The following is a 19,250-nucleotide window of genomic DNA, read 5'->3' as shown; positions in this document are numbered from 1 at the left end:
TCGCCCGACGGCGGGGCCGCCCCCAATCCAGCAGCGGCGGTGGCCCCGGTGGACTCCCTGGCAGCTCCTCGCGCCCGGCTCGACAGTCGCATTCGACTAGTCCGCCCTCGGCTGCTGCACCGGGACCACCACCGGGCCGCTGTGCAGGCCGATCTCCATCGAGAGCGGCTGGCTGGACAACGCGAGTGCGCTCAGCTCGGGATAGGCACGCACCGTGCCGTCGCGCACCTCCAGGACGAGATCGGCGTCCTCGGCCTCCTCGACATGGTGGGTCACGTGCACGACGGTGTGCTCGGCCAGTTCGGAACGGATCGCGGTACGGATGCGCGCAGCGGCCTCGGCGTCGAGCGATGCCGTCGGCTCGTCCAGCAGCACCAGGTCGGCCTCCCGCGCCGCGAGCAGCGTCCTGGCGAAGGACAGCCTGCCCGCCTCGCCACCGGACAACGCGATTCCGTCCCCGCCGACGACGGTGTCCAGCCGGTCGACGAAGTCGGCCAGTCCCGCCGATCGCAGGGCGGCCCGCAGTCGCTCGTCGTCCGCGGTCGGGTCCGCCAGCCGGAGGTTCTCTCGGATGCTGGTGGAGACCAGCGAGGCGTCCTGCGGGCACCAGGCGACCCTGGCGGGACGGTTGATCATGCCCTGCTCCGCAGGAAGGAAGCCGAGCAGCAGCGCGAGCAGCGTCGACTTCCCCGCACCGGACGGGCCGAGCACCGCGACCCTGGAGCCCGGCGGCAGCTCCGTCGTCACGCCGCGCAGCGCAGGCTCGGCCGCACCCGGCCACCGGGCGTCGACCTCGACCAGTCGCACCTCGGCCGTGTCCGAGGTCGGTCGCAGTGCGGTGTCCCCGCGCGGCCTGGTCACATCGAGGCTCTCGGCAGGGAGGAGTCGGCCCTGCGCACTGCGCAGCACGTCGGCCTGCTGCCAGGCAGCGGGCACGGTCGCGACGAGTTCGCCTGCGGCCAGGGCGACCAGCACCACCACGGCGGCCCACGGTCCGCTCAGCGCACCCGCCGCGACCGCGTCGGCGGCCGCCACGAGGCACACCAGCAGGGCGGCACCCGTCGCCGTCCCCACCACGGCGGCCGCCGCGCCGACGCCGACGGCCTCCCGCCTGCTCACCCTGGTCAGTTCTCGATCAGCACGGTCCAGCGCATCGCGGCGGTGCCGATCGGCGCCCATCGCGATCAGGTCGGCCGCGCCGTCGAGAAGTCCGAGCACTCCGTCGGCCACCCGCCTGCGCAGGACGGCGGGCACCGCGATGCCACGCCGCTGCACCGCCGCCGCGGCCCACCCGCCGCCGACCGAGGCGATCAGCAGACCGACGGCCATGGCCGCGCCCGCCGCAGGCAGCAGCGACCACTGCGCGATCACCACGGCGACGCCGACGACCCCGGCGACCAACGGTGGCAGCAGCACGCGGGGCACCAGATCGCGCACGACGTCCACGTCCGTGACGAGGGTGCGCAGCGCCTCGGCGTTGCCCCGGTGATTCACCTGCGCGGGGCCCGAGTGCACCAACGATCGCCACAGCGAGACCCGCAGTCTTCCCGCCAGCCGGAACGCCGCATCGTGCGTGAACAGCCGCTCCAGATACCGCAGCATCGCCTTCGACAGGGCGAAGGTGCGGACCAGGACCGCAGCGACGGTGAGGGTGAGGACCGGCGGATGGTCGGCGGCGGTGGCGATCAGCCAGGCGGCGGCGCCGGTGAGCGCCACTCCGGCGAGAACGGAGAGGGCGCCCAGCCCCACGGCCGCCGCCCACCGACGGTCCAGCAGGTCCCAGAGCCTGCCCGGCTGCGCGGGCCGAGGTGCGGCGGCCGCGGCCACCGGGCGCGTCGCCTCGACGGCGGTGCCGGCGTCGGTCGGCCGATGGTTCGCCAGCACCACCACTGCGCCCTCGGCGGCGAACCGGTGGATGCTCGCGGCCACCGTGCCCGCAGTGGCGGCGTCCAGGTGCGAAGTGGGCTCGTCGAGCAACAGCAGCCGCGCACCTCGGGCCATCCGCAGGAACGCGCGAGCCGCCGCCACCCGCTGCCGTTCCCCCAGCGAGAGGGCCGTGGTGGATCGGCCAAGCAGGTGGCCCGCGGCGGCTGCTCGGGCGGCCACGATCAGCTCTCGCTGACTCGGCGGTCCGCCCGGTTGGTCGACCGTCGCCAGGGCCAGTTCCTCGGCGACGGTCGGCTCGGTGAACCGGGGCCGCTGCGGAACCCAGGCCACGGTGCGTCGCCATTCCCGAATGTCGCAGCCCGACACCTCGACGTCGCCGATCCACACCTCACCGGAGTCGGCGGGCAGCAGCCCGAGCAGCACGGCGAAGGTGGTCGACTTTCCGCTGCCGCTGGGTCCGATGCCGTTCTGCCCATCCAGCCGCAGGATCTTGCCCGGTTCGGCATGGAAGCTCAGTCCGTCGGGCGCGTCTCGATCCCGTCTGCGCACCCGGAGACCTGCGACTCGAAGGCCGTGCCTGGCGAGTTCGGCGGCGAGCCGCCCAGACTTTTCAGCGGCGAGCGCATCCCGCTCCTCCGCGGCGAGCGCATCCCGCTCCTCCGCGGCGAGCACACCCGTCCCCTCCGCGGCGACACTCCGTGAGCCGTCAGCGGCGAGCCCCGAACCTGCGACGACGGGCTCCCCCGCGTGGGCCGTCGAAGCCGACGTGGTCGCGACGTCGATGTCGGCCGTGATCCCCGCCGAGGGTCCGGCTGCGGGTCTGGTCACGGAAGCGCCACCCGTCGGTCGGGTCGCGGCGGCGGACACCGCATCCGCCCCGGCCGGGGCGGGCGTACCGGGTCTCGGCTCCGGCGCGAGCGAGTCGGCGAGGTCGAGCACGTCGTGGACGCGGCGGACGGCCTCCACGCCGTCCTCGGCGGCATGATGCGCCGCCCCGGCCGCCCGCAGCGGCAGGTAGCACTCGGCCACCAGGATGAGCACGACCAGCGCGGTCGTCAGCTCGACGTCGCCCGCCACCACCCGGAGTCCGATGTTGACGGCCACCAGTGCGACCGACATGGACGCGATCAACTCCAGCGCCAACGCCGAGAGGAACGCGACGCGCAGGGTCGCCATTCCCGCCAGCCGGTGCTCCTCGTCGACGCGCTCCACGACCGCAGCCTGGGCCTCCGCCCGGCGGAACGCCGTGAGCAGCGGCAGCGCCTTGACCAGTTCCCGCAGCCGGTCGGACAGCCGCGAGGCGGCGTCGGCCGTCCTGGCCGACCGCGCCTCGGTGAAACGGCCGATCAGAACCGCGAAGAGCGGGATCAGCGGGACGGTCAGCAAAATTAGCACCGCGGAGGGCGGGTCGGTGAGCAGAATCCAACCGCCGACCAGCGGCGGCACCACCGCCGCCGTGACGAGCGCAGGCAGCAGCCGGATGAAGTAGGCGTCCAGCGCGTCCAGACCGGTGGTCGCGATCGAGGCGAGATGCGCGGCGCCGCCCCGCACCGTCGACCCGGGCCTGCCGCCTGCCGCCGTCGCGTCGGACCCGGTCGTTTCGGAGTTCGACCCGCCGCCGTGAATCCACTCCGGCCCGATCCGGAGCGCCGCGTCGAGCAGCGCACCTCGCAGCTCACGCCGTGCCGCGCCTGCGGCACGGGCGGCGACGGACTCGGTCGCCCAGCTCAAGCCGGCCCTGACCAGGATGGCGACGCCCAACACCCACAGCGTGCCGGTGAGCTCGGCCGCCGGAGCACCCGAGGTGACCACGGCTCCGAGTGCCTCGGCCATCGCCACCGCCTGCACGACGAGCGCGACCGCGTTGCCCACCGCGAGCAGGCCGGTGAGCAGCAGCGCCCGCCGCGTCGAACTCGGCAGCAGCGCCAGCCCTGCCACCGGCCCGCGCCCGCCCGCCCGTGCCTTCGCCCGTGCTCCTCGGGTGGACTGAGCGGCCGCGTCCCCCGACGACACGGCCGCCACGCCCGTGGTCGACGCCCTCACGGCACGCGCACCGTGGGGATGTGCGCGGTGCTGATCCGACGTCGGAACACCCAGTAGGTCCAGCCCTGGTAGATCAGCACCGCAGGCGTCCCGAATGCGGCGACCCAAGTAATCACGCTAAGTGTGTAGGGGCTGGAGGCTGCTTCGGCAACCGTCAGGGTGAACATCGAGTCGATCGTGGACGGCATGACATTGGGATACAGCGATCCGAACAGAACCACCACCACTGCGGCGAGCATCACTCCCAACAAGGTGAAGGCCTGACCGGTTCTTCCCCTCGGCAACAGAAGCAGGGCACCGACCGAGGCGAGGACCGCCACCCCGGCGACCACGGCCGTCCAGGCCGAGCCATGCCGGATCTGGACGATCGCGAGCAGAGCTGCACCGGGCAGCAGGAGCAGGGCACCGTAGCGACGGGCGAACCGCTGCATCCGCCATCGGATGTCGCCGTCGGTCTTCAATCCGAGGAACACCGCGCCGTGCAGCAGGCTGAACCCGGCGAGCGCGAGGGCGCCCAGCAGCGTCTCGATGCGTACCAGGTCGATCGGTCCGCCGCGGAGATCGCCGTTGACGTCGATCGGCAGCCCGGTGACCGTCGCGGTGATGATGAATCCCCAACCGAGCGGCGGCACCCAGGACCCGATCTGGATGATCCGATCCCAGTTGCGCCGCCATCGGACGCTGTCCACCTTGCCTCGGTACTCGAAGGCGACACCCCGACCGATCAGGCTCAGCAGGACGAACAACACCGGCAGATAGGCCCCGGACAGCAGCGCGGCGTACCAGTCGGGGAAGGCGGCGAAGGTCGCCCCGACGGCGACGATCACCCAGACCTCGTTGCCGTCCCAGACCGGACCGATGGTGTTGATGAGGACCCGACGTTCCTTCTCGTCCCTGGTTCCGATGCCCAGCAGCATCCCGACGCCGAAGTCGAATCCCTCGAGGAAGAAGTAGCCGAGCCACAGCGTCGCGATGAGGAAGAACCAGACGGTGGGCAGATCCATGGTCAACTCCCGGCTCGAACAGTGCGATGCGGGTGGCGGCGATCGGTTCGACGTCGCGGACCGGCCCCGATGGCGGACGATCCGGCGCGGCAGGATCCGGCGCGGGTGGATCTGCGGTGCGCAGGACGTGCACCGGTCCCGACGCGGACCCGCCCGGCCCGAACACGTTCGCAGGCCGCATCCCGGCGGGATCGTGATTCGACGATCCCGGGCTCAGTAGGCGAAGGAGAGGACATCCTGCCCCGTTCCCTTCGCGTCGCCGTCCCCGTCGTCGTCCCCGGAGTCCGAGGGGCCGGACGGGTCGTCGTCGGGCGGATCGGGCTTCTCCCAGGGCGGCCGCATCACCCCGCCGACACCTGCCCTGGCGTATCTGATCAGCAGGAACAGCTCGACGACCGCGAGTGCCGCGTACACGAGCGTCAGCGCGACCAGGGAGAACACCGCCTCACCCAGTGACACGCCCGCCGAGACGGCGCTGGCGGTGAACATGTACACCCCGTCCACCCCGGTCGGGTTCGGGACCACGACGAACGGCTGGCGGCCCATCTCGGTGAAGATCCAGCCGAAGGTGTTCGCGAGGAACGGGGTGGCGATCGAGGCGAGGGCGACCGGCGCGAACCACCGCGACCGGGGCACCCGGCCGCCTCGGGTGAACCAGAGTGCCGCAGCAGCCGCGGCGGCGGCGATCGTCCCGAAGCCGATCATGAATCGGAAGCCCCAGTAGGTCACCGGCAGCGAGGGGACGTAGTCGATGGGCATGCCCGCGAGTTCGCCGAGCCGGGGATCGTCGGGATAGTGCGACCCGTACTGCTCCTGGTAGGCGGGAATGAGGTCCTCGATGCCCTGGACCTCGCTCTCGAAGTCGCCCTCGGCGAGGAAGGACAGCAGGGCGGGCACGGTGACGCTGACGACGTTGTCGCAGCTCGGGTCGGTGAGGTCGCCGATGGCGAAGATCGAGAATCCGGCGGGCTCCTCGGTCTCGCAGAGCGCCTCGGCCGCCGCCATCTTCATCGGCTGCTGCTCGAACATCAGCTTGGCCTGGAAGTCGCCGGACACCGCCACCGCGGCGAACGACGCCAAGCCGACCCAGCCGCCCAGTCGCAACGAGGTGTGCCAGACCCGACGGTCCGGGTCGTCGATCGGAGTGTCCCGATGCCTGCGGGCCAGGTGCCAGGCCGAGATTCCGATGAGGACGGTGCCCGCCACCGCGAGGCTGCCCGCCAGGGTGTGCGGGAAGGCGGCGAGCACGGTGGAATTGGTCAACAGCTCCCAGATGGAGTTCAGCCGAGGGTCGCCGTCCGGTCCGATCTCCACCCCGACGGGATGCTGCATCCAGGAGTTCGCGGCGAGGATGAAGTAGGCGGAGGCGACGGTGGCCAGCGCGGCGGCCCAGATCGAGGCCAGATGCAGTCGCTTCGACAGCCGATCCCAGCCGAAGATCCACAGTCCGAGGAAGGTCGACTCGACGAAGAAGGCGACGAGGCCCTCCATCGCCAGCGGGGCGCCGAAGACGTCGCCGACGAACCGAGAATAGGCACTCCAGTTCATCCCGAACTGGAACTCCTGGACGATGCCGGTGACCACGCCCATGGCGAAGTTGATGAGCATCAGCTTGCCCCAGAACTTGGTCATCGCCAGATACCTGGGGTCTCCGGTGCGATGCCAGGCCGTCTGCATGATCGCGACGAGCAGGGCGAGTCCGATGGTCAACGGCACCATCAGGAAGTGGTAGACGGTGGTGATGCCGAACTGCCACCGTGCGACGTCGAGGATCTCCACGCTGCCTCCTTCAGGGCACGTGGCGAACCTAGCCGCGGTGTATGAGTGATCTTCAGGTTCGAGAGTCCCGTCCGGACGGGACCAAGGTCCCGTCTCGGGCCGCTCGATCACCGGCGCGCAGGCGGCCCCGGTCGTCCGTACACCGCCCGCAAGGTCGACCGGCCGCCCCTCGGCACCGCCTGCGCGGAACGGACCGCGCGGGCGGCCCTCGTCAGCTCAGGGCTGCGGCGATGTCCTCGGCGGCCCGCAACACCTGCGGACCCACCACCTCGGCGTCCAGCGGGGCCAGCGCCACCACGCCCACGCTGGCGCGCAGCCCGTCGACGCCCATGACCGGTGCCGCCACCCCGTGCGCACCGGTCTGGAGCTCGCCGCAGGACACCACCCAGGCCGCGTCCTGCGGTGCGAGGTCGATCGCCCGGCCCGCCGCGCCGAAGCGCACCGGATGCCGGGTGCCGACCCGGTAGGAGACGTGGAAGGCCGTCCAGGACGGCTCGACGACGGCGACGGCCTGCGCGTCCATCCCGTCGGCGACGGTGATGTGCGCGGTCGCGCCCACCTGCTCCGCCAGGATCCGCAAGGACGGCAGCGCGGCGAAACGCACCTGCGGCAGCACCCGGTTGGCCAGCCGCAGCACCCCCAGCCCCAGCCGGACCTTGGAGCCCTCACGACGGACCAGCCCACGAGCCTGCAGCGGTCCGAGCATCCGATAGACCGCCGCCCGGCTGGCGCCGATGGCCGTGGCCAGGTCGCTGATGCTCGGGGCGTCGGACTCCGCGTCCGCGACCGCCTGGAGCAGGGCGAGCCCGCGTTCGAGGGTCAGCGAGCGTTCTCTGCCCGCCGGTACGTCGTCGCCCTCTGCCGGTGTCGTCGACCCGCCGGGAGGTCGCCGCCGCGCGGCCGGTGCCACCATCGCCTCAGTCCTCACGCTCACGCCGACGCCGCAGGTCGGATGGTGCCCGCCACCTCGGCGAGTCCGATCACCGAACCCTCCGGGCCCGGAGCCGTCGCGGTGACGACCACCGAGTCGCCGTCCTCCAGGAAGGTTCGTCGCGCGCCGCCGGCCAGCTCGACGGGCTCGGCGCCGCCCCAGCTCAGTTCCAGGAAGGAGCCGCGTTCGGACCGGAGCGGCCCGGACACCGTGCCGGAGGCGAAGAGGTCCCCCGGCCGCACCGTAGCGCCGTTCACCGACAGGTGGGCGAGTTGCTGGGCGAACGACCAGGACATCTCCGCGAACCGAGGCCGGGTGACGACCGTGCCGTTCCAGCTGACCGCCAGCCGCAGATCCAACCCGGCCTGCCGGTCCTCGACGAGATAGTCGAGCAGCCGATGCGGCGGTGCGGGCGGCGACACCCTGGCGTGGTCGAAGGCGGCCAGCGGGGTGATCCATCCCGCGATCGAGGTGGCGAACGACTTCCCGAGGAACGGCCCCAGCGGCTGATACTCCCAGGCCTGGATGTCTCTGGCCGACCAGTCGTTGACCAGCACCACGCCGAAGACGTGCTCCTCGGCCTCGGCGGTCGAGAGCCTGCCCCCGACCGGGCCGCCGCAGACGAAGCCGACCTCGGCCTCGATGTCGAGCCGGGTGCTCGGCCCGAAGACGGGCAGCTCGGCGCCCGGCGGGCGACGCTGTCCGTGCGGACGGACGACGTCGGTCCCCGATACGACCACCGTTCCCGACCGACCGTGATAGCCGACCGGCAGGTGCGTCCAGTTCGGCAGCAGCGGCGCCGAATCCGGGCGCAGGATGCGGCCGACGTTCTCGGCATGGTGGCGCGAGGAGTAGAAGTCCACGTAGTCGCCGACGGTGAAGGGCAGGGCGGACCGGACCTCGTCGAGCGAGATCAGCCGCGCGCCGCGCGGCGCCGTCGACCCGCCGGTCAGCTCCTGCAGCCGCTCGCGGAGCTCACGCCAGATCGCCGCCTCCCGCGCGAGCAGCGGATCGAGGGAGTCCTCGGAGACCAGACCCGCCAGCCGAGGCCCCAGCGCACCCGCCAGTCCGCGCAAGGGCAGCACGTGGTCACCCACTCGGACCGCAGGGGTCCAGCGGTCGTCCACCCGCACCAGCCCGTAGGGCAGGGTCTGCGGCCCGAACGGTGCGGCGGCGTGGAATCCGGGCACGTCGATCCAGCTCACCTGCTCAGCCTCTCTCGAGAGGCCAGATCGTGGATACCTCTTTTCGTCGATTCCTCTCGGATTCGCTCAGAGCGTGATCGCGCACACGGCGGTCCACCGCCGTCGTGCCTGCCACTGCCCCCGTCGGCCGACGGCCGAGCAGCGCCCTCGGCCTGCGCCGTCCTCCCGCACGCGGAGACCGCGCGCACGGCGGGCGAGGTCCTCACAGGAGGCCGAGCTGTTCCAGGTCCTCGACCGGCTCGGTGAGGGAACAGGAGCCGTAGGAGGCGAAGACCGACCGGACCGCGGCGGCCGCCTCGTCTCCGAGTGCCTTCGCCTCACCGACCAGCGTCTCGGCATCGGTGCTCAGCAGTGCCTCGCGCACGTCCTTGCCCGACAACGACCGCGCGGTGGCGACGATCAGGTTGAGGAATCCGTGGTGGGTGAAGCCGGTCTGCTCGTCGGTATGGCGCACTGCGTGATGCATGCCTGCGGTGGCCTTGAAGGGAAGGCCGGTCGTGCTGGCCACGGCGAGGAAGTCGGCCACCTGATCGGCGCCGGGGAACGCCTCCATCGTCTGACCACCGCACCGCAGCTTCGGCCACGACCCGTGCTCCGCCACCCGCCGCACGCTCTCCAGCCAGCCCGCCCCGCCGCGACGGGGCTCGATGACCCGGATGACGTCCTCGGGGACGAACTCCGAGACCCGCTCCAGCCACACGGCGTCGAGATCGGAGGGAGCGGGCATCTCGACCATCCGCAACGCGAGCAGCTCGCTGCGCGACTCGACGATCGACACGGCCTTGGGCACACCTCCCAGGCCGGTGTCGATCACCAATGACAGGGCGACCGGGCGGATGGGCTTGGCCTTGATCAGCTCGGTGATCAGTTCCGACAGCCTCGATGCCGGACAGAGGAACAGACCCAGCACACCGGCCGTTCCTCCTGCCCTGGCCTCGAGGTGGCGGCGTACCGCATCCGGCATGCTCGCGCTGCCAGGTGGGAACAGTGCGGCGTCATCGACCAACCTCGCCAACAGGGGTGGGATACCGCGCGGACCGGGCGCATGGAGTTCTACGGCGCTTGACACGGCTGCGAGGCTAGTGCGTACCACAGAATGAACAAAGGTGTCCGTATAACGAACGCCGGGAGCAGATCGTGCCGCACTACCGCGCCGTGGGCGAGATTCCCCCTAAACGACACACCCAATTCCGCAGGCCAGACGGCGGCCTGTACGCCGAGGAACTGATGGGTGTCGAGGGCTTCTCCGCCGACTCCTCGCTGCTCTACCACCGCCATCTTCCCACCGCCGTCGTGAACGCGGAGACGGTCGAGGAGACAGGTCGTGGTTCCACGCCGAACCTGCCGCTGAAGCCGCGACACTTCCGCACCCAGGCCCTGAGCTGGCCCGATGCAGGCGACTCCGATGCCGTAACGCATCGAAGGCAACTCTTTCATAACGCGGACGTCTCGATCTGCTTCGTGGTGGCGAACTCGGTGAGTCCGCTGTACCGCAACGCCGTCGGGGACGAGCTGATCTACGTCCAGTCCGGACGCGGCACGGTCGAGACGATCTACGGTGCGCTCGCCGTCGGCGAGGGCGACTACGTCGTGCTGCCCACCTCTTGCACCTATCGGGTGAAACCTGAACTTCCGCTGCGGATGTTGATCCTGGAGGCGACCGGCCACATCGGACCGCCGCGCCGTCACCTGTCGGCCAAGGGCCAGTTCCTGGAGCACTCGCCGTACTCGGAACGAGACCTTCGCGGCCCGGACAGCCCCCTGCTCGTGGACGGCGACGACGTCCCCGTACTGGTCAGACATCGAGCGGGACTCACCCGTCTCACCTATGCCAGGCATCCGTTCGACGTGGTGGGCTGGGACGGCTGCCTCTACCCGTGGGTCTTCAACATCCGCGACTTCGAGCCGATCACCGGCCGGATCCATCAGCCGCCGCCGGTGCACCAGACCTTCGAGGGCCCCAACTTCGTGGTCTGCTCGTTCTGCCCGCGCAAGGTCGACTACCACCCGCAGGCCGTCCCGGTGCCCTACAACCACGCGAACGTCGACTCCGACGAGCTGATGTTCTACGTGGGCGGCGACTACGAGGCGCGGAAGGGGTCCGGGATCGGCCTCGGGTCACTGTCCCTGCACCCGGCAGGCTGCACCCACGGCCCCCAGCCGGGTGCGGTGGAGGCCTCGCTCGGCGTGGAGTACTTCGACGAGACGGCCGTCATGGTCGACACCTTCCGCCCGCTGGAGCTCGGCGAGGCGGCCGAGGCCTGCGAGGACCCTCGCTACGCCTGGTCCTGGGCCAGGCGAGGGCCGGACTGGACGGACTAGCGACGGCGCCGCGGTCACCCGGTCGGGTCGATCGCAGCGCACCGAGGCCGCCGTCGAAGGGTAAGGCGAGGTCGGCTAGACGGCGGAGCACGTATTCGTCCGCTTCGCCCCTCCTTGTCGAGAGCCGGCGTGGCGAGCTTCCATCCCGAGCAGAAATAACTTAGGCTCCCCTAAGAACCTGCCGTCGATCCTCGTCACCGTCCCGATCGCGGACCCGGCGAACCACGGCGTCGTCGCAGGCAGCTCATCTACGCTGATCCTCACTCTCGGCGGACGTGAGGGCCGTACACCGACGCAGAGTCCTGGAGGCGAGAGTGGACATCAACACGAGTCGCAGGCCGCCGTCGCCCACTGCGGCGGAGCGGGCCAGGTCGATGGCGACCCGAGGACGCGCCGTCATCCTGCCCGCGATCGAGAGCGCGGCCCGGGTGAATCCCGTGCTGCATCACGTTCATCCCGACGGCGCCGTGTCCGCACTCCTCTCGCGCAGGCATCCGCTGGTCGGCCTGGCCCTGCACGGAGCGGGCGGCGAGCTCGCCGCGATGATCGAGGTCGCCGACACCGCACCCGTCGCCCTACGCGAACCGGTACGAGGGCTGCTGTGGATCAGCGGCCTGCTGAGCGTGCTGCCCGAGACAGCGGCCCGCGCGGTCGCGGTGAACATCGCCGAATCCCGACCCGATCCCCGGCTGCTCGACGTCGGGCACGACATGGTCGTCCTCCGGCTACGAGTCGCCTCGCTGGTCCTCGCCGATGCGGAGAGCAGCGGCCCGCTCGAGGTCGCCGAGTTCGCCTCGGCCACGCCGGACCCGTTCTGTCGCTTCGAGGCGGGCTGGCTGCGGCACCTCGAAGGCGCACATCGCAACGTCGTCGACATGCTCGCCCGGCATCTCCCCGAGAAGATCAGGGGCGGTCGAGTGCGGCCGCTGGGTCTGGACCGGCTCGGGCTGCGGCTGCGCATCGAGGACGACAACGGTGATCACGACGTGCGGCTGGCCTTCGCCAGGCCGGTGCGGGACGTCACCGAGCTCTCCGCGGAACTGCGCAGGCTCGTCGGCTGTCCGTTCCTCGCCCGCCAGATCTGAGCTAGGGGTCTCCGACGTGCCCTCCGGTTCGCCCAGTCCCCTGCTCGGCTGGTTCAGGCCGCGACGGCCCGACGATCCGGCGGTCATCGCCGATCCGGCCGAACGCCGTGCGGTGGTCATCGAACTGGTCATCGTCTTCACCGCGACGTTGGGGCTCTCCGGACTGCGGAGTCTGCTCTCCCTGCTGGACCGGCTGCTGCGACCGGAGCCGCTGAACGAGCAGGAAGTGGCGATCAACGTCCCGCAGGCCGCGCTGGGCCTGTTGGACTTCGCCCGACAGCTCACCAGCGTGCTGCAACTCCTCTCCTGGGGGGCGCTGGGGGTCTACCTGATCTGGCGCGGCGGCATCGCGCTGCGGCGGATCGGCCTCGACCGCGCCAGGCCAGGTCGCGACCTGATGCACGGGCTCGGCCTCGCGGCGCTGATCGGGGTACCGGGGCTGGCCTTCTACCTCGGCACTCGGGCGCTCGGCATCAACCTCACCGTGGTGCCGTCGGCCTTGGACGAACAGTGGTGGCGGAGCCTGGTGCTCGTGCTGTCGGCGCTGGGCAACTCCTGGGCCGAGGAGATCCTCGTCGTCGGATACCTGCTCACTCGGCTGCGGCAGCTCGGCTGGTCGGAGAACGCAGGGCTGCTCGTCTCGGCCGTGCTGCGCGGCTCGTATCACCTCTATCAGGGCTTCGGCGGCTTCCTCGGCAACATCGTGATGGGTCTGATCTACGGCCGGTACTGGCAGCGGACCAATCGGCTGTGGGCGCTGGTCATCGGCCACGCGATGATCGACATCGTCGCCTTCGTCGGTTATGCGCTGCTCGCCGACGACATCTCCTGGCTGCGGTGACTCGGCCCCGGCATCGGGCCGAGGCCTGCGTCGAACCACTGAGTCAGGGACCGGTGCCTGCCCGAGGATCGAGAACGTCCTCGGCGAGTCGCCCTGGCGAGCGACCCGCCTCGGAGCCGACGTCACCGACGACGGCTTGGGTCTCATCGGGCCTGGGCAACCCGCCTGCCAGTCGGAGCGCCGCATTCACCGTCTCGTCGACTGCGGTGGTTCCCAGCCGACGCCGTGCCGCAGCCAAGGCCAGGTCGTCGATGTCTGTCACCAGTAGCACCGCCTCGGATTAGCCCACGACGAGCACCGCCAATCGTCGGGCTTCGGCGCATCTGATCCGACGTCGCGCTGCCTCGGCGGCGAGGTTCAGAGGTCCACCGCCGCAGAGCCGAACGCAACGGAAAACCGCTCGCACCAGATCACCACGCTACGCAGCCCGGCGATGTCCAGATCACCGGGCAGTGGATAGTTCTGATTGCCGTGTGTCCCTTTGAGCACGCCGAGCTCGTGATACCTGTTGTCGCGGTACTTGAACCAGTCACCACCCGCCTCCTGGTCGGTCAGCGCCACCCGCAAGTCCGGGCCGTCGCTGGAGGCAAGGCCGGTCAGCCGAACGATCCTGGAACCGTCGGGCAGCTCGAGTACCTCGGCCGTGCCGCTCGTCTCGTGCTCTTGGGAGACGAACTCCCCGGTCGCCAGCACGATCGGCTCCGTGGGGGTGGCGGGTCCGGCGGTCTCCGGCTCGGGCTCGACCGGGTCTGCGGACGACCCCGCCATCGGTTCTTCGGATTCGATCGGCATCGACGATGTCGAGGTGGGGCCGACCGTCGGCCGCGCCTCGTCGACAGTGCTCGACGTCCACAGCCGCCACGGTTGGAAGGCCCACAGCCCGACCGCCAGCACCACCACCGACAAACCAACTCCGATCATCGGCATCAAGCGACGCAATAAACCGCGCCTCGGACCGTCTGAATGTTTCATGAATCGATGGCCTTCCGTTCTGATAGCAACGATTGTAGCTATGAGGACCGGGTCAGAGCAGCAATTTGCTCCGTTTCCTTCTAGGCTGGTCGACGTGAACCTCCAGGTCCCCACTCCCCTGTCCCCGCTGGCCGGTGTTGATTCCGAGGTGGGCAGGCTCCGCTCGGTCCTGTTGCATCGACCCGGCAGTGAACTGAAGCGCCTCACCCCCCGCAACAACGACCAGTTGTTGTTCGACGGGATCCCTTGGGTGGATCGAGCCCAAGACGAACACGATGCATTCGCGAATCTCTTGCGGTCTCGAGGTGTCGAGGTGCTGCTGCTCACCGAGCTGCTCACCGACACCATGGTCGACGAACGTGCACGCACGGCAGGGATTCACGCAGCAGTCGAAGAGCACCGGCTCGGCCTGGAACTGGCCGACGCGCTTCGCTCCCACCTGACGTCGCTGCCCGCCGACGCATTGGTGGACGTCCTGACGAGTGGCATGACCTTTGAGGAACTCCCCGCCTCCGAGGGCGCCTCGCTGGTGCGCCGGATGCGGCATCCGCATGATTTCGCCGTCACGCCGCTGCCCAACCTGCTGTTCACCCGAGATTCCTCGGTATGGGTCGCCGACCGGGTGGCGATCACCTCGTTGACCATGCCTGCTCGGCGGCGCGAGACCTCGATCACCGATGTGATCTACGCCTATCACCCCCGGTTCGCCTCGGCGGGCCGCGCCTACGGCGCACACTCCGCGCCGGTGGAAGGCGGCGACGTGCTACTGCTCGCTCCCGGTGTGCTCGCCATCGGCGTCGGCGAGCGCACCACGCCTGCCGGGGCCGAGTCGTTCGCGAGATCCGTCTTCGCCGACGGCCTGGCGCACACGGTCCTGGCGGTGCCCATCGAACAGCGACGGGCCTCGATGCACCTGGACACGGTGTGCACGATGGTCGACGTGGACGCGGTGGTGATGTACCCCGCCATCCAGGACACCCTGTCGGCCTATCCGCTGCGCCCGACCGAGGAGGGCGGCCTTGCGGTGGCGGGTCCCGTACCGTTCCTCGCCGCCGCAGCCGAGGCGATGGGCATCGAGCGACTCCGGGTGATCGACACCGGACTGGACCCGGTCACCGCCGAACGCGAGCAGTGGGACGACGGGAACAACACCCTCGCGTTGGCACCGGGCGTCGTGGTCGCCTATGAACGCAACGTGGAGACGAATACCCGACTCGAGGAGAACGGAATCGAGGTGCTCCCCATTTCCGGATACGAACTGGGCAGCGGTCGCGGCGGACCGCGCTGCATGTCCTGCCCGTTGTCGCGGGATCAGATCAGCTGATCTCGCGCCTTTTCGAATAGCTGAGACAATAGGGCTAACTGCTTCCAACCACCCCTGACCTGCCAGGTAAGGTCAGGCAGGGCTAACTTCGGCTAGCCTTTCCTCGGCAATCAGTGGAGTCGTGAGCTGCTTCTCATGCGGTCGCCCGAGTGACAAAGAAGGTTTATCCTTGAATCATGGCTATCACGGCGAAGCAGATTCAGCGAAAGGCAACCGACTTCCATACCCTGCTACAAGATCAGGTGCGCAACGAGTTCACCGCCTCGCAGCAGTACATCGCGGTGGCCGTGTGGTTCGACGCCCGCGACCTTCCGCAGCTCGCGCGGCACTTCTACCAGCAGGCGCTGGAGGAGCGGAACCACGCCTTGATGATCGTCCGTTATCTGCTCGACAACGACATCGAGGTGACCATCCCCGACGTCGGACCAGTCCGAAACTCGTTCGGCGAGGTCCGGGAACTGATCGCGTTGGCGCTCGAACAGGAGCGTGCGGTCACCGAAGAGATCGTGGCGCTCGCCAAGGCCGCGAGGTCGGAGGACGACTACCTCGGCGAGCAGTTCATGCAGTGGTTCCTCAAGGAGCAGGTGGAAGAGGTCTCGCAGATGTCCACGCTCCTCAACGTCGTGGAACGCTCGAACGGCAACCTCTTCGACGTGGAGAACTTCCTGGCTCGCGAGACCGTCGGCGACGCAGGCGCGGACCCGACCGCACCCCAGGCTGCGGGCGGGGCGCTCTGATCGGGAACCGGGCTTCGCAGCCCGAGCACTCGCCGTCGCCCGCGCCCGGCAGCTCACCCCCTGCGGGAGTGCGGGCGCCTGGCGAGACCTACGCAGCCGAGTCCTCCTCGGCACAGACGTCCGCCATCGGACCGTGCGGCCGGACGACAGACCGTCTGTGGGCGCCCGACGCGACCGGGTCGACGGCGGCTCGGGCCGAAGGCCTCATCCCGACGCAGGCAACCCGGTCACCCGAGACGACGCACGCTGCGAACGCCGGGGCACCGACCATCTCCGGACTGGTGGACGCACTGTCGCCGGACCGGCTGCCGCCGCTGCCCACCCGCTACGACAGAGTGGTCAGTCTTGCTCCGACGGTGAGGACCGGGTCTCCGGCGCGGCCGGCTGCGGAAGCAAAGCGGACGGCTCCCCCGTCCACGTGACGAGCAGGCGGTCCCGCGCCCGCGTGCAGGCCGTATAGAGCAGAGCTCGCCATCGACGCAGCAACTCGGGACGGTCTCCCGGATCGATGTGGTCGAGGAGTTCGGCAGGCGGCACGGACTCCGCCCCGATGCCGGAGAGCGCGACACGCGAGAACTCTCGGCCTGCCGCCGAGGTCAGGACGCCGACCCTGACCGCCCGATTCTCCTCGATGTCCTCATCGGAGCCGAGGACGACGGTGCCCACCCGCGCGGCACGCAACCGCCGATCCACCTGGTCCCGCAGTCGCGTCGACGGAGTCAGCACCGCGCACGGCGGCTGGTCGGCGAGCACCTCCGTACGCCACCGCCGCACGACTCGGACCACGGCATCACGTTCCTCCGTGGTCGAGTCGAACGCCCACAGGATCGGTTCGGGGCCGGTCTGGTCGGTTCGAGTCACCTCGCCGGTGCTCGGCGATGCGTCGTCCGGATCGAGCACCGAGGTGGCGAACTCGATGATCTCTCGGGTATTCCGATGACCGGTGCTCAGGCGCAGCAGCCGCCCGGAAGCCGCGAACGCACCTGCCGCATCGCCCGGCGCGTGAATCCGCTGCCGATCGTCCACACACAGCAGCAGACTTCCCGTCTCGTCAGCGACCAGGGCACGCAGCAGCCGACACTGCGCGGGAGAGAACTCCTGTGCCAGGTCGGCGACGATGTGTCGATAGCCGCCCACCCTCGGAGCCGCCGGGCCGTGCGCCGCCTCGGCGAACTCGGCGGCGCGAGCAGCCGTCCGATCCCGGCTCGCCACACCCCGCCCGGCGAGCAGTTCCTCGAACGCCGTCGCCAGTCGCCAGACCTGGGTTCGCGCCGGTCCGTCGAGGACCACGCCCCGATCGGCTCGCGAGGCGGTCAGGTAATCGTCCAGCCGTCGCAGGTCGCGCCCGACGATCACCAGCCGGTACTCGGCCGCCAGGAAGTCCGGGGTGTACCGCCTGCGTTCGGCGTCGTCCAGCTCCGCAGCCCGTTGCAGCACGTGCGCCCACCGGGTGGGCTCGTCCCGTTCGATTCGGACGGCTCGGCCGGTGATGCCGACGCAGGTTCGTCGAGCGACCGTGTCGACATCGAGTACGTCGACCCGGTCCAGGATCTCCCGGCCCGCGAGCCGGACCAGCCCGTCGGCGAGTCGCGTTGCTCCGGCCGACGTGTCGGTCGTCAACAACAGCCTGCCCGCTCGATCACCCCGCCAAGACCGGTGAATCCGGTGCAGAGCGACAAGCGTCTTGCCCGTTCCCGGACCGCCGGTCAACAGCTCCCGCCCCCCTGGCACGGGCTCGGCCGCCGCGTCCTGCGCCGGGTCGAGTCGGAACCCTCCCGCGTCGCCGTGCCCGGTGGACTCGTCGGCATCGGCCATCGCGACTCGCCTCTCCTGGTCGGCCCTGGCTGGTCAGGGTGATCATGCCGGTAGCGCCTGACGACGGCAGGCGGCCCGCCCTGTTTCCGGTCACCGGGCATCCCCGCTAGGTGCCCTCGGCACGCCTAGCCGACCGTTCGGACGCGCGGACTGCGCTGAATGTGTGATCTTGCGGGTTGACTTCGGAGTGTGGCAGACGCACTACTGAGCGACTGCTAGCTTCGAGACGAAGATCGTGGACGGGACCGTGGGGACGGCCCGCCTACGAGCACGCAACGGGGAGGACAGGACACGCATGTCCGACGGCTACCAGATCGACCTTGAACGCCCCACAGATTCTGGCGAATCTTCGCGAGGCGTCGCTGAAGGTCACAGAAATCCTCACTAGTGCAAGCCAGCTGTCCCGAATCAGCTTCCGTGGGTCCGATGGAGTCAGCAGCCATGCCACCGACGAGATGCGCAAGATGACTGTTGACACCAACACCGGGTCACTCTTCCAGGCCGCGACTGCATACCGGGAGGCGATCGAACAACAGATCGAAGCACTGGAGAAGGCACTGCTCAACTATCATAGCGCCGAAGAACTGAATGCAATTTCGGCAGACGCCATAGAGATCGCCGACAGGCCTACCGTCGCCGGGCCAAACCTCGCGATCTGAAGGATACTCGCCATGAGGACAATTGAAAACCGGAGTGCGATCTACCTCGCATTGGCAGCCGGGGCCATCTTCACGCTCGCAGGGTGCGGACAGGAAAGCGAAGGAGATGCACGGCCGAGCCCACTTGGAACATCAGAGACAGCAGGGGAACGCGCCAGCGAGACTGCAGAGGCAACAAAATTCGACCCGCTGGTGCCCCGAGTTGCAAACCCCAAGAACATCGATGACACCCTTCCATGCGATCTACTCACCGCAGATCAGGCCACCGAACTCGGATTTGCCGCCGAAGGAGTGGAAGACACAACAGAACTCGGGACCACGCTATGCCGGTGGACTAATACCGAGACGCGACAAACCGTATCCCTGTTCCCCGAAGAAGAAGGAACCACCCTGTCAGCTATTTATGCACAGGAAGACCAGTATCAGGTATTCGAGCCGGTAGAAATTGCCGAGCATCCGGCTATCAGAACGAAGATCGTCGCAACCGAGTTGAGCTGCGAGATTCTACTGGGACTCTCCGACGATCAGCTTCTGGTCGTCAGCGCAGACCGTGGAGGAATGGACGACCTTGATGCATGTGAATGGGCGTCCGAAGTAGCCGAAGCAGCGGTCGAGAACCTGGGGCAGTAGCCAGAAGGGGGGAGTC

The 19,250-nt window shown here is 69.5% G+C and carries 16 protein-coding genes; 7 read left to right on the top strand and 9 right to left on the bottom strand.

What is annotated here, in order from left to right; translation table 11 throughout:
• Positions 1–96 precede the first annotated feature (96 nt).
• From cydC to UA74_RS00520, 6 genes are all read right to left on the bottom strand, one after another.
• On the bottom strand, positions 97–3,930 hold the full coding sequence (gene cydC, locus UA74_RS34105) for a thiol reductant ABC exporter subunit CydC (RefSeq protein WP_157433919.1): 3,834 nt from the start codon (positions 3,928–3,930) through the stop codon (positions 97–99).
• Positions 3,927–4,934 (bottom strand): cytochrome d ubiquinol oxidase subunit II, encoded by a 1,008-nt coding sequence (cydB, locus tag UA74_RS00545; protein WP_075737931.1) that lies wholly within the window; start codon positions 4,932–4,934, stop codon positions 3,927–3,929. The genes cydC and cydB overlap by 4 nt, the downstream gene beginning before the upstream one ends.
• 213 nt (positions 4,935–5,147) lie before the next feature.
• Positions 5,148–6,713 (bottom strand): cytochrome ubiquinol oxidase subunit I, encoded by a 1,566-nt coding sequence (locus UA74_RS00535; protein ID WP_075737927.1) that lies wholly within the window; start codon positions 6,711–6,713, stop codon positions 5,148–5,150.
• 211 nt (positions 6,714–6,924) lie between these two features.
• Positions 6,925–7,626 (bottom strand): IclR family transcriptional regulator, encoded by a 702-nt coding sequence (locus UA74_RS00530; RefSeq protein ID WP_083683872.1) that lies wholly within the window; start codon positions 7,624–7,626, stop codon positions 6,925–6,927.
• 17 nt (positions 7,627–7,643) lie between these two features.
• Positions 7,644–8,849: a fumarylacetoacetase gene (gene fahA, locus UA74_RS00525; protein ID WP_075737925.1), complete on the bottom strand. Its 1,206-nt coding sequence runs from the start codon at positions 8,847–8,849 to the stop codon at positions 7,644–7,646.
• Positions 8,850–9,051: 202 nt separating this feature from the next.
• Positions 9,052–9,918, bottom strand: a complete 867-nt coding sequence (locus UA74_RS00520) for a hypothetical protein (protein WP_265737131.1) — start codon at positions 9,916–9,918, stop codon at positions 9,052–9,054.
• 68 nt (positions 9,919–9,986) lie between these two features.
• Here UA74_RS00520 and UA74_RS00515 point away from each other — a divergent pair, with 68 nt between their 5' ends.
• The 3 genes from UA74_RS00515 (at position 9,987) to UA74_RS00505 (ending at position 13,097) form a co-directional block, all read left to right on the top strand.
• A complete protein-coding gene (locus UA74_RS00515; protein WP_075737921.1) occupies positions 9,987–11,171 on the top strand; it encodes a homogentisate 1,2-dioxygenase in 1,185 nt (394 codons plus the stop codon).
• A 314-nt stretch (positions 11,172–11,485) separates the two neighbouring features.
• Positions 11,486–12,256, top strand: coding sequence for a DUF2470 domain-containing protein (locus tag UA74_RS00510; RefSeq protein ID WP_232237580.1), 771 nt, complete (start codon positions 11,486–11,488; stop codon positions 12,254–12,256).
• Positions 12,257–12,272: 16 nt separating this feature from the next.
• Positions 12,273–13,097 carry a CPBP family intramembrane glutamic endopeptidase gene (locus tag UA74_RS00505; RefSeq protein ID WP_404799957.1) on the top strand — a complete coding sequence of 275 codons (825 nt, stop codon included), beginning with the start codon at positions 12,273–12,275 and terminating at the stop codon, positions 13,095–13,097.
• Positions 13,098–13,140: 43 nt separating this feature from the next.
• On the opposite strand, the gene UA74_RS32625 is transcribed toward UA74_RS00505, so the two are convergent.
• Together UA74_RS32625 and UA74_RS00495 are read right to left on the bottom strand one after the other, a co-directional pair.
• Complete coding sequence (locus UA74_RS32625; RefSeq protein WP_198042890.1) at positions 13,141–13,359, bottom strand: hypothetical protein; 219 nt, start codon at positions 13,357–13,359, stop codon at positions 13,141–13,143.
• A 95-nt stretch (positions 13,360–13,454) separates the two neighbouring features.
• The gene (locus tag UA74_RS00495) at positions 13,455–14,069 is read right to left on the bottom strand and encodes a DM13 domain-containing protein (protein WP_232237579.1); all 615 of its coding nucleotides are present in this window, start codon (positions 14,067–14,069) and stop codon (positions 13,455–13,457) included.
• Positions 14,070–14,163: 94 nt separating this feature from the next.
• Here UA74_RS00495 and UA74_RS00490 point away from each other — a divergent pair, with 94 nt between their 5' ends.
• On the top strand, positions 14,164–15,393 hold the full coding sequence (locus tag UA74_RS00490) for an arginine deiminase (protein ID WP_232237578.1): 1,230 nt from the start codon (positions 14,164–14,166) through the stop codon (positions 15,391–15,393).
• 176 nt (positions 15,394–15,569) lie between these two features.
• Complete coding sequence (locus UA74_RS00485; RefSeq protein WP_075737915.1) at positions 15,570–16,130, top strand: ferritin; 561 nt, start codon at positions 15,570–15,572, stop codon at positions 16,128–16,130.
• 339 nt (positions 16,131–16,469) lie between these two features.
• Here the strand turns inward: UA74_RS00485 and UA74_RS00475 are convergent, their stop codons facing one another.
• Positions 16,470–17,945, bottom strand: coding sequence for a UvrD-helicase domain-containing protein (locus UA74_RS00475; RefSeq protein ID WP_075737911.1), 1,476 nt, complete (start codon positions 17,943–17,945; stop codon positions 16,470–16,472).
• A gap of 320 nt (positions 17,946–18,265) precedes the next feature.
• Here UA74_RS00475 and UA74_RS00470 point away from each other — a divergent pair, with 320 nt between their 5' ends.
• Together UA74_RS00470 and UA74_RS00465 are read left to right on the top strand one after the other, a co-directional pair.
• A complete protein-coding gene (locus UA74_RS00470; protein ID WP_075763680.1) occupies positions 18,266–18,604 on the top strand; it encodes a hypothetical protein in 339 nt (112 codons plus the stop codon).
• Positions 18,605–18,616: 12 nt separating this feature from the next.
• On the top strand, positions 18,617–19,234 hold the full coding sequence (locus UA74_RS00465; protein ID WP_075737907.1) for a DUF3558 domain-containing protein: 618 nt from the start codon (positions 18,617–18,619) through the stop codon (positions 19,232–19,234).
• The last annotated feature ends 16 nt before the right edge of the window (positions 19,235–19,250 follow it).

Origin of the sequence: Actinoalloteichus fjordicus (assembly GCF_001941625.1) — a bacterium.
Lineage (GTDB): Bacteria > Actinomycetota > Actinomycetes > Mycobacteriales > Pseudonocardiaceae > Actinoalloteichus_A > Actinoalloteichus_A fjordicus.
This window is presented reverse-complemented; position numbering and strand designations above follow the sequence as displayed.

Bases quoted from the DNA above. Each gene is read 5' to 3' on its own strand.
- cydB (WP_075737931.1), bottom strand. From the start codon at position 4,934: ATGGATCTGCCCACCGTCTGGTTCTTCCTCATCGCGACGCTGTGGCTC.
- UA74_RS00530 (WP_083683872.1), bottom strand. From the start codon at position 7,626: ATGGTGGCACCGGCCGCGCGGCGGCGACCTCCCGGCGGGTCGACGACA.
- UA74_RS00495 (WP_232237579.1), bottom strand. From the start codon at position 14,069: ATGAAACATTCAGACGGTCCGAGGCGCGGTTTATTGCGTCGCTTGATG.
- UA74_RS00485 (WP_075737915.1), top strand. From the start codon at position 15,570: ATGGCTATCACGGCGAAGCAGATTCAGCGAAAGGCAACCGACTTCCAT.
- UA74_RS00475 (WP_075737911.1), bottom strand. From the start codon at position 17,945: ATGGCCGATGCCGACGAGTCCACCGGGCACGGCGACGCGGGAGGGTTC.
- UA74_RS00465 (WP_075737907.1), top strand. From the start codon at position 18,617: ATGAGGACAATTGAAAACCGGAGTGCGATCTACCTCGCATTGGCAGCC.